Here is a 14339-nt window from a genome sequence, read left to right on the forward strand (position 1 = left end):
GCTGGTAAGTTGAACCCCTCTGGGGTTCGCTACTTAGTCTGGACATTTTCTACAAAGCTTGATTCCCTCTGGGGATTCATGAACCTTAAAAATCCCCAGAGGGAATCAAGCTTTGTAGCATTCAATTCCATCTAACCGTTTGCTCCAGAGGGGCACAACAACCGTGAGGATAATTGGGAATAACAAAATCAGGGGATAACGGTTAAAAATCCAACTGTAAAAACAACCTGTCAAACCTTTGTTACATAAGCTTTAATATATAGATGCAAAAGGATAATAATTAAATTTATCCTTTCACCTCTCATTATTATTAATGCTCTTATGAACTTAAAAACATTAACCTTACCTAAATGCCTTGCTATCGCGGCCTTGTTGTTCGCCGCTTTTCAAACTGGAAAAGCATCGGCTCAAACAACAACCGATAACCCACACATGGGTATCATCCCGGCTCCTGCATCCGTAACTAAAAATACCGGCAGCTACACTTTTAGCCAACTAACGCTGATCAAAGCTGATAACCCAAAAGATAAAGCTGTTTTATGGTTAAAGGATTACCTGCAAAGTAACCGGCACCTCAATAACAAGATCAGCAAATTCAATTCAAAACTAAAACCGGCAAAAAGCGCGGGGCTAATCCTAACCGCCAAAGGCGCGGATAAACTCCCTAAAGAAGGCTATAAACTAACCATCACCAACCATAACATCACTATTGTAGGTAAAGATGCCGGATTGTTTTATGGCATCCAAACCCTGCTACAGCTTTTCCCGGTTGAAACTTCGGGCTCGTATAAATTGCCTTGCGCCGTTATTGAAGATTCGCCGAGGTTTGGTTATAGGGGGATGATGTTGGATGTATCACGCCATTTTTTCAGCATAGCTGAGGTTAAAAAGGTTATTGAACTCATCGCCTCGTACAAATTGAATACTTTCCATTGGCATCTGGTTGATGGCCAGGGCTGGCGCATCGAGATCAAAAAATATCCTAAACTAACCCAAGTGGGCGCATTCCGCCAGCAAACCATGTTTGGCAGCAACCGCGACTGGCCAGATTCATTAAGCTATGGAGGCTTTTATACCCAGGACCAGATTAAAGAAGTTGTAAAATTCGCGGCCGATAGATATATCAATGTAATTCCCGAAATTGAAATGCCGGCCCATTCTGAAGCTGCCCTTCGCGCCTATCCAGAATTGAAATGCGATACCGTAGCTGGCCAGCCCCCCCCCCGCGATATCAACAACCTGTACTGCCCTACCGAGCAAACTTTCACTTTTTTGGAGGATGTACTAACGGAAGTGATGGCTCTATTCCCAAGTAAATATATTCATATCGGCGGCGATGAAGCGGGTAAAGAACCATGGAAGCAATCGGCGTTTTGCCAGGCCTTGATGAAAGAAAAAGGCCTGAAAGATGAAAAAGAACTGCAAAGCTATTTTATCCAAAGGATAGAAAAATTCATTAACTCGAAAGGTCGCAGCATTATTGGCTGGGATGAGATATTGGAGGGCGGCCTTGCCCCTAACGCCACAGTGATGAGCTGGCAGGGTGAAGAAGGTGGCATTAACGCGGCCCGCCAACATCATAACGTAATCATGACCCCACAAACCACCGGCAATTACTTCGATCATTACCAAAGTGGTTCGCCGCAGGAGCCGGTATCATTTGGCAGGTATGCCACCTTGCAGGAAACTTACAATTATGATCCCGTTTCAAAACAATTGACTCCCGACGAGCAAAAATATGTAATAGGTACGCAAGGTAACCTATGGACGGAGTATGTACCAACCGTAGCCAAACTGCAGTACCAGATCTTTCCAAGAGTTTTCGCCTTGTCTGAAGTAGCCTGGAGCCAGCCGAAGAATAAGGATTACACCAATTTTTCGGAAGTGAGACTGGCCAAACACTTTGCAAAGCTGGATGCCATGAATTACAACTATCGGGTGCCAACAGCTTTAACTACCATTGATACTATGGTTGTAGGTCCTCATTTTGTTTATACATTAACATCGGTAGTACCAGGCGCTAAGATCTATTATACATTAAATGGCCGCGACCCGCTGGATACCGATCTGCAATATGATAGCCCCCTCACCTTTGCTATCCCCCAAAATGAAAAACGCGAACTGCGTACCCGGGTTATCACACCCTCCGGTCGCCGGAGTATTGCTACACGCACTTTGATGTATAACAAAGCGCCGTTACCTGCTGGAAGTTACACCGCCAACAAACAAGGGATTAAATATAAATTGGCTAAAAATACGTTTACTTCACCTGATCAATTGAGTTACGTTGCCTTCACAGATTCAGCTACCGTGGCAAAAATTGATGCAGAACCCTTGAAAAAAGACAATCCTAACTTCGGCGTGGTTTATGACGGTTATTTGAATATTTTGGCCGACGGTACTTATAACTTTACCTTAGCAAGTTATGCCGCCAGTCAGTTGTTTATTGATGGTGTGCAGTTAACCGAATCAGAATACGCGTTGCCACTGGCAAAAGGTTTTCATCAGATCAGGATCAAATACATATACAATGCTCCGCCACCGGCAACCGGCAGGTACAGGCCTCGCGTAGCACCGCTTAAAGTATATGTTACCGCTCCCGGAACTTTTGAAAAGAAAGAGCTGAACGCGGCCGATCTTTATAATTAAAAATGGAATTAGGAATAAGCACCTTTGGTGAGGTACACCCCGACGGAACAAGCGGCAAAGCCGTTAACGCCCACAAACGGGTACAGGAATTATTGGAAGAAGTAAAACTGGCCGACGAAGTTGGCCTGGACGTTTATGCTTTCGGCGAACATCACCGGCCCGATTTTGTGATCTCAGCACCAGAGATATTGATCTCGGCCGCGGCGGCTATCACCAAAAATATCCGGCTGTCGAGTTCAGTAACCGTATTGAGCTCAGCCGATCCGGTGCGCACTTTTCAAAACTTTGCCACTGCCGACCTGGTTTCGGGTGGCCGAGTGGAGATGATTGCCGGTCGTGGTTCATTTATTGAATCGTTCCCATTGTTCGGATTTGATCTGAATGATTACGACGCGCTGTTTACCGAAAAGCTTGAAATGTTTTTGCAAATCAACAAACAGGAAATTGTATCGTGGAAGGGTAACTTTAGGGCACCTATACGTAACCAAGGCGTATATCCAAGGCCGTTGCAGCAGGAAATACCAGTATGGATAGGCGTTGGTGGTACCCCGGCTTCGGCTAAACGTGCTGGTGCTTTAGGCTTGCCCATGATCATTGCTATTTTAGGGAGCGCGCCGAAACACTTTGTAACCTTTGTTGAGCTTTACCGCGAATCCGCAGCCAAGGCCGGGCACGATGTGAGTAAGCTTCAGTTGGGCATCAGTTCACAATTTTATGTAGCTGAAAACTCCCATCAAGCAGCCGATGAATTTTACCCAAGTTATGAAGCCTTGATGACCCGTGTTGGCCGCGACAGGGGCTGGTCGCCTATGACGAGGGAACAGTTTGAGTATTTACGCGATTTTGGTCCGCTGGTAGTTGGTGATACGCAAAAGGCTATCGATAAGATCATGGCACAGTATGAGCTTTTTGGCAACACCCGTTTTGTAGCGCAGCTGGTTACTGGGTTTACGCCACATAAGAATATTTTAAAGGCTATCGAAATTTATGGAACTAAAGTGGCTCCGGTTGTGCGGAGGGAAACGGGCAGTAAGGCCTAAGTTCGCATCGTTGCATAGCCAGACTTACGAAGTTTTAAAAACTTCGTAAGTCACACTTGAAATCATATCGTTTTGTTTTACGCTTTACCGCCTGTTAGAAACTCTTCAATAATAGCTACCGCCGGATACTCCTTCTCGTCCGCAACCTCATCTATATCGCCAATATAATCACCATGCCCCGCAGGCAATATACAAAGCTGCGCATTAGGCAACATGCGGTATAACTCAAGCGAATGCTCAGGTACTATTACATCCTTATCTCCGGCTATCACCAAGGCCGGCATGGTAATAGAACGAATGGCATCGTCCTCCCAATCCTCGAAAATCAACATCCGGTCACGATCACGGTTATGCATAGTTTCTAAAGCTTCCTGATCATTATTTATAGCAAGATAAGCGTCCTTTAAAAACTGTGGCATAGTATCAAAGCCACCATTCCGCATAAAATCCCAGAAGCCGGGAAAAAAACCCGAGCGCTTATAAAACGACGAGGCGATCACAATTTTGTGAACCAATTGCGGATGCCTGATGGCTACCTGCATGGCGGTGTTACCGCCATTACTAAAACCTAAAATATCAGCCTGTTTAATATCAAGACTTTTCAATAGAGCCGCGACGTCATCGGCATCTTGCTCAAAAGAAGTAGGCACTCCCCTGTCCGGCGTGCGGCCATGGGCTTGAAGATCTACCGCTATAACCTGGTGTTTTTGCGCAAACAAGTGCAGAACCCGGCCAAAAGTAACATAGATGTCCGAACCGCCTCCGTGGATGAGTACCAACGGAAAGCCCTCGCCATGAACTTCGTAATACATTTTCAGGCCGTTAACAACGGCGTAGTTTCCGGCATTATTGGTTAATGTCATAATCCATAGGTTTTTATTTCATTACAAACTTAGTTGTATGAAGATAAGGCTCCGGGTGGCAATTACGACAATTTGAGGTATAAAAAATGCCAGTAATTATTGCTGAGCCATCGCTGTAACAGCTTGCAGATACCAGGCAGCATGTGGTAACCATTGCTCCGTCCAGCGCCACTCGTTGCCGTCATCCTTCATTTTAAAGTCGATACCGCTACCATCCGCGTTTTCTTTTTTTCCGGTGATACCGTTGGAGATACCACCTTTGCCGGATCCATGGCCAAAATTCGAACTCATGTAAGGCACATTGTTTTTACCATATTGGTACATAAAGCACATTTGGTAGGGGTTACAACCCAAGATCCAGGCTATTTGGTGCGATGCGTATTCGGCCAGTTCCTTTTTAACGCCCCAACCGCCTTTTTCAGGATAAACTAATCTTCCGCCCACTAATGCAGCTGTAGCTAATGAGCCAAGGCGGGCATTCTCCCCCTGCCACCACCAACCGGTCTCGTTTTCGTGAGGGATAAAGAAGCCATCTTTTACGGCACTTTTAAATTTGAACGATTGACGGGCATAACCGAAAGGATTATCTACATTGGAGGTTACTTTCAAATTGTAATCTAAAGCTTTTTTTATGGTTGATAGCGCGGCAGCTCTTTCGTTGCTGTCTTTTTCTTTATCCAAATAACGGGATAAGGCTACTATTGGCATTCCCGCATCTGATGCATGCCAGAAAGGCCTGTCGCCATCATCGGCAATAAAATAACCGGCAGGGCTCATTCTTTTTGTAAGATTCTGCGCACGCTTGCGAGCTTGATCGCGGTAAAAGGTACTATCTGTTGCTATCCATAATTCGGTGGCTGCCATAAGGGCGCAGTAGTCGTCGATAATATTTTCTTTGCCATCGTCATCGTATTTTGTGTTGTTTACTAATAGATGAGCAAAGGCCCGTTTAGCGGCAGCAAGATATTCGGCCGATTTAAAATCGCCATCTTTTTTTAGTTGTGAGACCCTCGCCAATGATGCTATCGCCATACCTCCGCCTTCGCGAAAGGCGGCTTGGTATTCATCCGTGGTAACGCTGTTAGCCTTCAATCCTACCACCCGACGAGCTTTAGGATCTTTATTAAAATAGCTGAATACGATCATGTAGAAATAATCGTCTTTAGATAATGCCCGCATCATGTAATCGGCTCCCCAAAAGGCTTCATTCACCATGCCATCATAAACCTTCAACTTATTCAATAATCCCGGCGCAGTTTGCACGGTATTGATCATAGACCAGGTAACCAACGGGATCTGTTGCGGCGACATAAAATTGGCATAAGCTAAGTGCGAAAAATACTTACTTACATCTCCTGAAGCGTCACACCAGCCTCCACGTAAGTCAACCTTCTTATCGCTCCCGTAAAGCTGCACTGCCGAATCGGACTTCCATTCGGTTGGAGTGTTGGCCCGCTGCCTGTTATAATAGCTTAATACCGATGGGATAGTGGTAACGGCAAGGGCATTCTCCTTGATCTCGAACCAATCGGAAAGCGCTTTGCCAATCGCTATACGGTATTTACCGTCTGTTTTGAAATTTGAAAAATCGGCTTGGTAAAAACTGGCTCCTTTCGCCCATTCTTCCACATGTAATACGGCGCTTAACTTTCCTGTAAAAACCGCTTTACCTGTCGCGTTTTGTAATTGGAAAGTTGTGCCTTGTTCAAATTTACCGTCGTTTCGTACCACTATGGTTTTGGCTCCGCGGGCATCATAAGCCACTTGGTTCATGTAAAAAACAGGATCGGCTTTGCACAGGTAGCAAAACAGGGTAAAAAAAATTGAAAGGATAATTTGGCGTGTTAACAGGTTCATGTAAATGCGGGTTTAAATGGCAATACCGGATGGGCGCAATTTACAGCATTTATTAGCCTTACGTTGTTGGCATGGTGAAACTCTGCCACTAATTTACCACTACAAACGGCACTGTTTACCTCATCTGCCGCAGGTTTAGTGCAGCGTAACCTGTGGTTGGCCATCACTTAAGTTTATAACTTAAGTTCGTCTTAAATCTCACTTGGGTCAGAGACCCAAACTGTTTTACACCACGGGTTACGCTGCGCTAAACCCGCGACAGTTATTGAGCGGCAGTTATAGATCAGATCGTAAAACAAACTGATACTACTTCGGTATTTTACCCGTTTTATTTAAGTAACTTTGAAACTCATGAAAATCAGCCCCCGGCTTATCTTCATAAATCACAATCAAAACATTTAAGGAGATTCATATCCTCCTGAACTTAATAACCTAAAGGCCCTTGTATGAAACACTACAAGGGCCTTTGCTTTTACAAAACATTATGGACGAAAGAAGTTATTTAGCCACCTGGCAAAAGTATATGCCGGTTATCCGCCTGCACATTAAAAGGAGCCTTACAGAAGATCAACAGTTTAAATTAAACATTACCGATTTTGAATCGGCCGGCGACAAAGGGAAATCCGGTTACATGTTTAATATTAATATCGAAGATGGTAAGGTAACCAACAAGATCAGCACATCGGCCGTTGCGCGCGATCTGTACGAATTGTTAAAAGCCGATGAGGTGATCAGGGGGCTATTTAAAGATAAAAACGTAAAAATAAGCGTGGGCAAATCATTCATCCTCGCCATTAAAACCACGCACTTGTCTACGTACAGATAAGCACCGGTACAACTCATTTTTGAAAGGGAATAATCGTTTAGTTGATTATTCCTTTTTTTTATGGAACAAGCATTTGCCGCGGGTTTAGCGCATCGTAACCCGTGGTTGGCCGTGACTTAAGTCGCTATTAAATTCTACGCGGGTCAGAGACCCGGATTATTTCACACCACGGGTTACGCTGCGCTAAACCCGCGGCAGCAAAGGGGCAGCTAAGAGAGTAAAAAGAAAAGAGGTGTGACTTCCTTGCGGAAATCACACCTCTTTTCTTTTTGCTATCGTGTTTTATCTTTTCTTTTTATGCGATGACTTTTTGCTTTTGCTTGAAGAAGAAGATTTTTTTGATGACGATTTCTTCGAAGACGAATGTTTTGAAGATGAATGTTTCGACGAAGAATGCTCTTTCTTCGAAGATCTTCCATGCCTGCGCCTTCTCGGTCTGTCCTCATCACTGTAATCTACCGATTCAGGCTTAGGCATCCTCCTGATCTTCGGACCAAAATCTATTGCCTCATCATGGAAAAACTTATCGAATGGATTGAAATAGTAAATATTGGCTGCATCGTAAATTTTGATACTTGCTTTTAAGCGGTTATCAAATGCCTCTTCATCTTTCAACTCTGGTGCCGTCCAACCAGCTTCGGCCAAACCGGCAATACGCGGGAACAGCATGAAGTCCAAACGTTTTTCGGAAGCGATCATTTCTGTCCAGATATTTGCTTGTACACCTATGATCTGTTTTGATTGCAGATCTTCATTGCTTTGCAGTTGTTTCTCCGGAAAACCATAAACGCTGCCAACAGTATTATAAACACCTTTCCAACGGCGACCAGAAATATGATCCGCATCCTGCACAAAATCAAAATACATAGGCAGGCGCGGGCAAAGCACCACCTGGTAACCTTTTTGGATAGCGAGGTGTAATTGGCCGGGTAGGTTCTGTCTCCACCAAAAAATAATAGTTTTATCAGCAGGCAGGTTTGTGCCGGTTGCTTCATCCCATGCTAATACTTTGCTGCCTGTAGCGAGAGCAGAATCGGCAACACGTTTAAAGAAATAGCGCTCCAGTTCACCAACATCAGCAAAATTATTCTTCTGCATAAAGCCGGCGATTGACGGGTTAAGCGACCAAGCTTTTACGCCTAATACAACCTCGTCTCCGCCAAGGTGCATCATTTTAGATGGGAATAGAGAAGTAGTTTCTTTTATGATATTACCGAGGAATTGGTAGGTGCTATCGATTGCAGGGTTAAAGGTAAAATTCTCATATCCTTCAACACTACCGCCGCTAAATTGCGGATAAGCTTTATTGGCAGCCGTAGCATGGCCGGGCATATCAATTTCGGGGATTACTGCGATCGATCTTTCGGACGCATAAGCGATGATCTCCTTAATTTGCGTTTGGGTGTAATATTGCGGATCGGCGGTTGAATCGGTATGGTTGCCCTTACCTCCAACTAAAGTAAGCTTAGGGTATTTTTTGATCTCCAAACGCCAACCCTGCGCATCGGTTAAATGCCAGTGAAATTTGTTCAGCTTATAGTAAGCCATCCAATCCAAAATCTGCTTCACCTTTTCCATCCCGAAAAAATGGCGGGATTCATCCAGCATCAAACCTCGCCATTGATAGCGGGGCAAATCTGTAATAGTAAGTGCCTGGATATTGATCGTTTCTCCACGGGGCTGATCACGAAGCAATTGCAGTAACGACATCGCACCATAAAATACACCATCACGGTTTGATGAAGATATAGTAATTTCTTCAGGTGATATTTTAAGCGAATAAGCGCCCGGTGTAGGGTCGCCATTGGTTAGCAATAGGTGAATAGTGCTGCCGGCATCCTTGTTATCTACATTAAGCGTTAAACCTGTAGATTGGTTAACCTGCTTCTGGAAATAACGCGCAACTGGTAGTAACGATGCATCGTTTACACCAACACTTGATCGACCATTAAAAGTGAATTGCCCGGTGCCATTAGTAATAGACTTTGGTAGCGGAATTATATTGACGTTTTGCGCTTTTAACGTACCGCAAAACAAAATAAATACAAGTACGAATTTGATTTTCATTAGAATATAGCTCAAATCATTTTGGGCTGCTATGATATGAATTTTCTTTGAAATTATTGTTATCACAATTGTAACAAATGCCGAAAATGAATATTGAATGAGGGTATAATTCAAAAAAGAAAATGTCATTTCGATCGAGCAGCGAGGGATGGAGCGTCGGGGCGATAGAGAAATCTTGTACGCCATATTTTTACGGAAGCATAGTCAGCATTGCATGGCGTACAAGTTCTCCTCACGCCTCTCGCTCATTCCCACCTCGTTCGTCGAAATGACAAGTGGGTTAGGCAGATAGCTTTAAAACAAAAAAAAGCGGCCCTGATTACTCAGTGCCGCTTTATGTTTTCATAGGGGTAGATAAGCTTATTTCCAGCCGCCACCTAATGAGCGGTAAAGCTCGGCGTTGGCGCTAAGTTGTGCCATTTTAATTGAGGCAAGCTCTAACTCACCTTGCAGCACATTGCTTTGAGCGGTTATTACTTCAAGGTAGTTTGCAAGGCCGTTTTTAAACAACATGCTTGCGTTGCTGGTAGCTTGTTGCAGGGTCTTAACACGGTTAGCAGCTATAGTTTGTTGCTCTTTCAGTTTTTGCAACCTTACCAAAGCATCAGATACTTCGCCTACGGCAGTTAACACCGACTGGCGGAACTGGATCACCGATTTTTCGCGGTTAACTTTAGCAACCTCGTATTGGGTACGCAATTGTTTACGCTGCAATAAAGGTTGTGCTATACCACCCGCAACTGTACCGAACAGTGAAGCCGGGATATTAAACCAATTGCTCGATTTAAAAGAGTTTAAACCACCCTGACCGGTTATAGTTAATGATGGATAAAGTTGCGCTTTGGCAATACCAACCCTCGCGTTAGCAACATTCAAAGCCAATTCAGAACTACGTACATCTGGTCTGCGGCTCACCATTGCTGATGGTACACCAGCCGAAAGTGTTTCAGGGAAACTGATATCGCTCAGGGTAGCGCTACGCTCAATAGCATCAGGTAATTTACCAGCTAAAATGCTTAAGCCATTTTCCTGAACATTGATATCACGTTCAAACTGAGGAACCAACTGTGCAGCAGCTTCCAATTGAGCCTGTGCCTGTTGTACACCTAATAGAGTTACCTGGCCTGCATCATATTGCAATTTGATAATGCGTAAAGTGCTATCGTTCAGTTTTACGTTTTTCTTTGCTATGTTCAGTTGCTCATCAAGCATCAGCAAGTTGTAGTAACCTTGTGATACGCTTGATACGATATTAGTTTGAACAGCTCTTTTAGCCTCATTAGTTTGCAGGTACAGCGCTAAAGCCTCACGGTTTTGGCTGCGGATCTTTCCCCAGATATCAGCTTCCCATGAAAGGGCAAGGTTAGCATTATAATCTTCGATGTGTTTAGTACCGATGTTATATTGTTTAATGCTTAAACCGTTGATGCTGTTATCAGATGGACGGTTAGTACTCGCGGTAACATTTAAGCCAACTGTAGGTGCATAGTTCCATTTTACCTGTTTAAACTGTAGCTCGGCAGCTTCAATGTTTTTAACAGCCACCTGCATATCGTAATTTTTAACAATGGCGCTGTCAATCAATTTTTGAAGGGCGGCATCGGTAAAAAAGTTTTTCCATTGTAAGTCGGCAATGCTGCTGGTATCACCGGTGGTAACCGCGTTCCTGAAAGTTTCAGGCTGGGCGTCCGTTGGCGTAGCAACATCTTTCGAAACTTTACAGCCTGCCAGCACTACCAGTGCAATGGCCAAACTGCCTAATATATTTTTCATTGTTGTATCTTTTTTAAACTATCGCGGGTTATTAGCCCGCGATAGTTTTAGTTGATATTTGATTGATTAAGCTGAAACTTCGGTTTCCAATACCGGTACGTTTTTGCCGTGACCATCACCATGATTGGTTGGCGTTGGTTTACCGCTAATGCGTTCCTGCAAAGCCTGGAATATTACGTATAATACAGGGATGATGAACAAACCTAATATTACACCCGAAACCATCCCGCCGGCAGCACCGATACTGATAGAGTGGTTACCCTGTGCAGAAGGACCGGTTGCAATACTCATCGGGAATAGACCGAATACGAAAGCTAACGAGGTCATGATGATTGGACGGATACGGAGCTGAGCAGCTTCAATAGCCGATTGCACCAATCCATGCCCTGCCTTACGCCTTTGTACCGCGAACTCTACAATCAGGATGGCGTTCTTCGCTAACAAACCGATGAGCATGATGAGCGCTACCTGTACATAGATGTTGTTTTCGATACCGGTTAAGCCCAACACCACAAACACACCAAATAAACCTGTAGGTATTGAAAGGATAACTGCCAGTGGCAGGATATAACTTTCATATTGTGCAGATAACAGGAAGTATACGAACACCAAACATAAGATGAAGATCACGGTAGACTGACCACCTGAAGAGATCTCCTCGCGGGTTTGGCCGGTAAACTCATAGGCAAAACCTTGTGGCAATTGCTCTTTAGCTGTTTCCTCAATCGCTTTGATCGCATCACCAGAACTATAACCTGGTTTAGGGATAGCGTTGATCTCGATAGAGTTAAACAGGTTATAACGTGAGGCTGTTTCCGAACCGTAAACACGGGTTAATTTAACCAGGGTGTTGATAGGTACGTTTTGGCCTTGTTTGTTTTTAACAAATACACGGTCGATAGTTGAAGGATCGGTCCTATCCGCAACATCAGCCTGTACAACCACACGATAGTATTTACCAAAGCGGTTAAAGTCTGATGCTTGCGCGGTACCGAAGTAAGCCTGCATGGTGGTTAAGATATCCTTAACGCTTACACCTAACTGGTTGGCTTTTTCGTCATCAACATCTAATTGCAACTGAGGATAATCAGCTTTGTATGAAGTAAAGGCGAAAGCTACAGCAGGTTTCTGCATCAACTTGCCGATAAAGTTATTGGCCACGCCGCTAAATTTATCCAAACGGCCGTTGGTTTTATCTTGTAACATTACGTCCAATGCTTCTACGTTACTAAAACCAGGAACGGTTGGGAAACTGAACACGAAGAAGGTACCACCCGGTATGCCGGCCAGTTTACCACGAACAATGTTCTGGATAGCATCGATGTTTTTAACCTCGCCCCTTTCCTCATTCGGTTTTAATAAAAGGAAGATAACACCTGCAGACGGGCTGCTTGATTGGGTAAGGAAGTTGAAACCAGACAACGCAGTTACGAACCTTGCTGATGGTAACACTTTCAACTGCTCTTCAGCATCATGGAAAATTTTATTGGTTCCGCTTAATGAAGTACCAGATGGGGTATTCACGGCGATAGCCACGAAGCCCTGATCCTCTGTAGGGATAAAGCCTGTTTTAGTTCTGCCCATCATGATAACGGTAGCAGCAACTATAATTACAAGCCCAAGTACACCTAACCATTTTTTCTTCATCAGGAACTTCAAACCGCCAACGTATTTGTTGGTCATGTAGTTGAAACCACCGTTAAAGCCGGCGTAGAATTTATCAACAAAGCCTTGTTTATGCGCGCCGTGACCATCAGCATGTTTGTTCTTTAAGAACAAGGCAGCCAAAGCAGGGCTTAATGTTAACGCGTTAACAGCTGAGATAATAATGGAAATAGCCATGGTTAACGCGAACTGGCGGTAGAAAATACCGGTAGAACCCGTCATGAAACTTACCGGTAAAAATACCGCCGCCATAACTAACGTAATGGATATGATCGCACCGGTAATTTCGTTCATCGCTTCGGTAGTGGCAGCTTTTGGAGTAAGGGTTGGATCCTGCTCCATTTTGGCATGCACCGCCTCCACCACCACAATGGCATCATCCACCACAATACCGATGGCGAGAACCAAAGCGAACAGCGTTAACAAGTTAACCGAGAACCCGAACAGGTTCATAAAGAAGAAAGTACCAAGAATAGCTACCGGTACCGCGATGGCCGGAATCAGGGTAGACCTGAAATCCTGCAAGAAGATAAACACCACGATAAATACCAGGATAAAGGCCTCAACCAAAGTATGTTCAACCTGGTTGATAGATTCATCAAGATCTGTTTTGGTACGATAGAATTGGTTGTATTTGATACCAACAGGGAAATCTTTTGATAATTTCACCATCAGGTTATCGATAGCGATCTGGATTTCGTTAGCGTTTGAACCTGACAACTGGATAAGACCGATAACGATACCATCGTGACCGTTCAGGTTACTTTTACTATTGTATGAGTAAGCGCCTAATTCAATCCGGGCTACATCTTTTAAATGCAGTACAGAACCATCAGAGTTTGCGCGGATAGCGATATTCTCGTATTCTTCGGGTTTGGTAAGCTTACCTTTATATTTAATTACGTATTCAAATGCCTCGTCGCTGCGCTCACCAAATTTACCTGGGGCAGCCTCCAAGTTTTTGTCTTGAATAGCAGCGGTAACTTCGGCTGGGGTAACATTGTGGGCTGCCATTTGGGCTGGGTTCAGCCAAACGCGCATCGAATAATCTTTAACACCACCAAAAATACTGGCCGAACCTATACCCGGGATACGTTTAATTTCGGGAATGATGTTGATCTGCGCGTAGTTGGCTACAAATGTGGCATCGTATTTTTTAGGATCTTCGGTATAGATAGCCATCGCGCCGATGAAGCTGTTTTGCTGTTTGGTAGTTGTGATACCATATTGCAATACCTCGGCAGGTAACTGACTTGAAGCCTGTGATACACGGTTTTGAACGTTTACCGCAGCCTGATCGGGGTTAGTACCTTGCTTAAAGTAAACGGTGATACCTAATGTACCGTCGTTACTGGCGGTAGATGTCATATAGGTCATATTTTCCACACCGTTAATAGCCTCTTCTAACGAAGGTGTAACGGAACGTAAAATAGTTTCGGCGTTGGCGCCAGGATATACTGCCGATACCAATACTGCCGGAGGGGCAATATTCGGGAACCTTTCCAGGGGCAGTTTGGTTAAACCAAGTACACCCACTATCACCAATAATATGGAGATAACAGTTGAGAGTACCGGTCTTTCTATAAATTTCTGAAACAT

The 14339-nt window shown here is 44.2% G+C and carries 9 protein-coding genes; 3 read left to right on the plus strand and 6 right to left on the minus strand.

What is annotated here, in order from left to right:
* Positions 1-321: 321 nt before the first annotated feature.
* Together AAFN85_RS19500 and AAFN85_RS19505 are read left to right on the plus strand one after the other, a co-directional pair.
* Positions 322-2649, plus strand: coding sequence for a family 20 glycosylhydrolase (locus tag AAFN85_RS19500; RefSeq protein ID WP_347529281.1), 2328 nt, complete (start codon positions 322-324; stop codon positions 2647-2649).
* 2 nt (positions 2650-2651) lie between these two features.
* On the plus strand, positions 2652-3689 hold the full coding sequence (locus tag AAFN85_RS19505; protein ID WP_347529282.1) for an LLM class flavin-dependent oxidoreductase: 1038 nt from the start codon (positions 2652-2654) through the stop codon (positions 3687-3689).
* Positions 3690-3766: 77 nt separating this feature from the next.
* Here the strand turns inward: AAFN85_RS19505 and AAFN85_RS19510 are convergent, their stop codons facing one another.
* From AAFN85_RS19510 to AAFN85_RS19520, 3 genes are all read right to left on the minus strand, one after another.
* The gene (locus AAFN85_RS19510) at positions 3767-4552 is read right to left on the minus strand and encodes an alpha/beta hydrolase (protein WP_347529283.1); all 786 of its coding nucleotides are present in this window, start codon (positions 4550-4552) and stop codon (positions 3767-3769) included.
* Positions 4553-4648: 96 nt separating this feature from the next.
* Entirely contained in the window at positions 4649-6409 is a 1761-nt protein-coding gene (locus tag AAFN85_RS19515) for a glycoside hydrolase family 9 protein (RefSeq protein WP_347529284.1), read from the minus strand.
* Positions 6406-6573, minus strand: coding sequence for a hypothetical protein (locus tag AAFN85_RS19520; RefSeq protein ID WP_347529285.1), 168 nt, complete (start codon positions 6571-6573; stop codon positions 6406-6408). The genes AAFN85_RS19515 and AAFN85_RS19520 overlap by 4 nt, the downstream gene beginning before the upstream one ends.
* 320 nt (positions 6574-6893) lie before the next feature.
* Between AAFN85_RS19520 and AAFN85_RS19525 the strand changes: the two genes are divergently transcribed.
* Positions 6894-7235, plus strand: a complete 342-nt coding sequence (locus AAFN85_RS19525; protein ID WP_347529286.1) for a hypothetical protein — start codon at positions 6894-6896, stop codon at positions 7233-7235.
* A 282-nt stretch (positions 7236-7517) separates the two neighbouring features.
* On the opposite strand, the gene AAFN85_RS19530 is transcribed toward AAFN85_RS19525, so the two are convergent.
* The 3 genes from AAFN85_RS19530 to AAFN85_RS19540 all read right to left on the minus strand — a co-directional run bounded on the left by AAFN85_RS19530 (position 7518) and on the right by AAFN85_RS19540 (position 14339).
* Positions 7518-9302: a beta-N-acetylhexosaminidase gene (locus tag AAFN85_RS19530; RefSeq protein WP_347529287.1), complete on the minus strand. Its 1785-nt coding sequence runs from the start codon at positions 9300-9302 to the stop codon at positions 7518-7520.
* Positions 9303-9662: 360 nt separating this feature from the next.
* Positions 9663-11075, minus strand: coding sequence for an efflux transporter outer membrane subunit (locus AAFN85_RS19535; RefSeq protein WP_347529288.1), 1413 nt, complete (start codon positions 11073-11075; stop codon positions 9663-9665).
* 66 nt (positions 11076-11141) lie between these two features.
* Complete coding sequence (locus AAFN85_RS19540; RefSeq protein WP_347529289.1) at positions 11142-14339, minus strand: efflux RND transporter permease subunit; 3198 nt, start codon at positions 14337-14339, stop codon at positions 11142-11144.

It is taken from the genome of Mucilaginibacter sp. CAU 1740, from assembly GCF_039839285.1.
Taxonomy (GTDB): Bacteria; Bacteroidota; Bacteroidia; order Sphingobacteriales; family Sphingobacteriaceae; genus Mucilaginibacter.

Coding starts and splice junctions, on each gene's coding strand:
- AAFN85_RS19515 (WP_347529284.1), bottom strand. CDS start 6,409: ATGAACCTGTTAACACGCCAAATTATCCTTTCAATTTTTTTTACCCTG.
- AAFN85_RS19510 (WP_347529283.1), bottom strand. CDS start 4,552: ATGACATTAACCAATAATGCCGGAAACTACGCCGTTGTTAACGGCCTG.
- AAFN85_RS19500 (WP_347529281.1), top strand. CDS start 322: ATGAACTTAAAAACATTAACCTTACCTAAATGCCTTGCTATCGCGGCC.
- AAFN85_RS19530 (WP_347529287.1), bottom strand. CDS start 9,302: ATGAAAATCAAATTCGTACTTGTATTTATTTTGTTTTGCGGTACGTTA.
- AAFN85_RS19540 (WP_347529289.1), bottom strand. CDS start 14,339: ATGTTTCAGAAATTTATAGAAAGACCGGTACTCTCAACTGTTATCTCC.
- AAFN85_RS19535 (WP_347529288.1), bottom strand. CDS start 11,075: ATGAAAAATATATTAGGCAGTTTGGCCATTGCACTGGTAGTGCTGGCA.
- AAFN85_RS19525 (WP_347529286.1), top strand. CDS start 6,894: ATGGACGAAAGAAGTTATTTAGCCACCTGGCAAAAGTATATGCCGGTT.
- AAFN85_RS19520 (WP_347529285.1), bottom strand. CDS start 6,573: ATGGCCAACCACAGGTTACGCTGCACTAAACCTGCGGCAGATGAGGTA.
- AAFN85_RS19505 (WP_347529282.1), top strand. CDS start 2,652: ATGGAATTAGGAATAAGCACCTTTGGTGAGGTACACCCCGACGGAACA.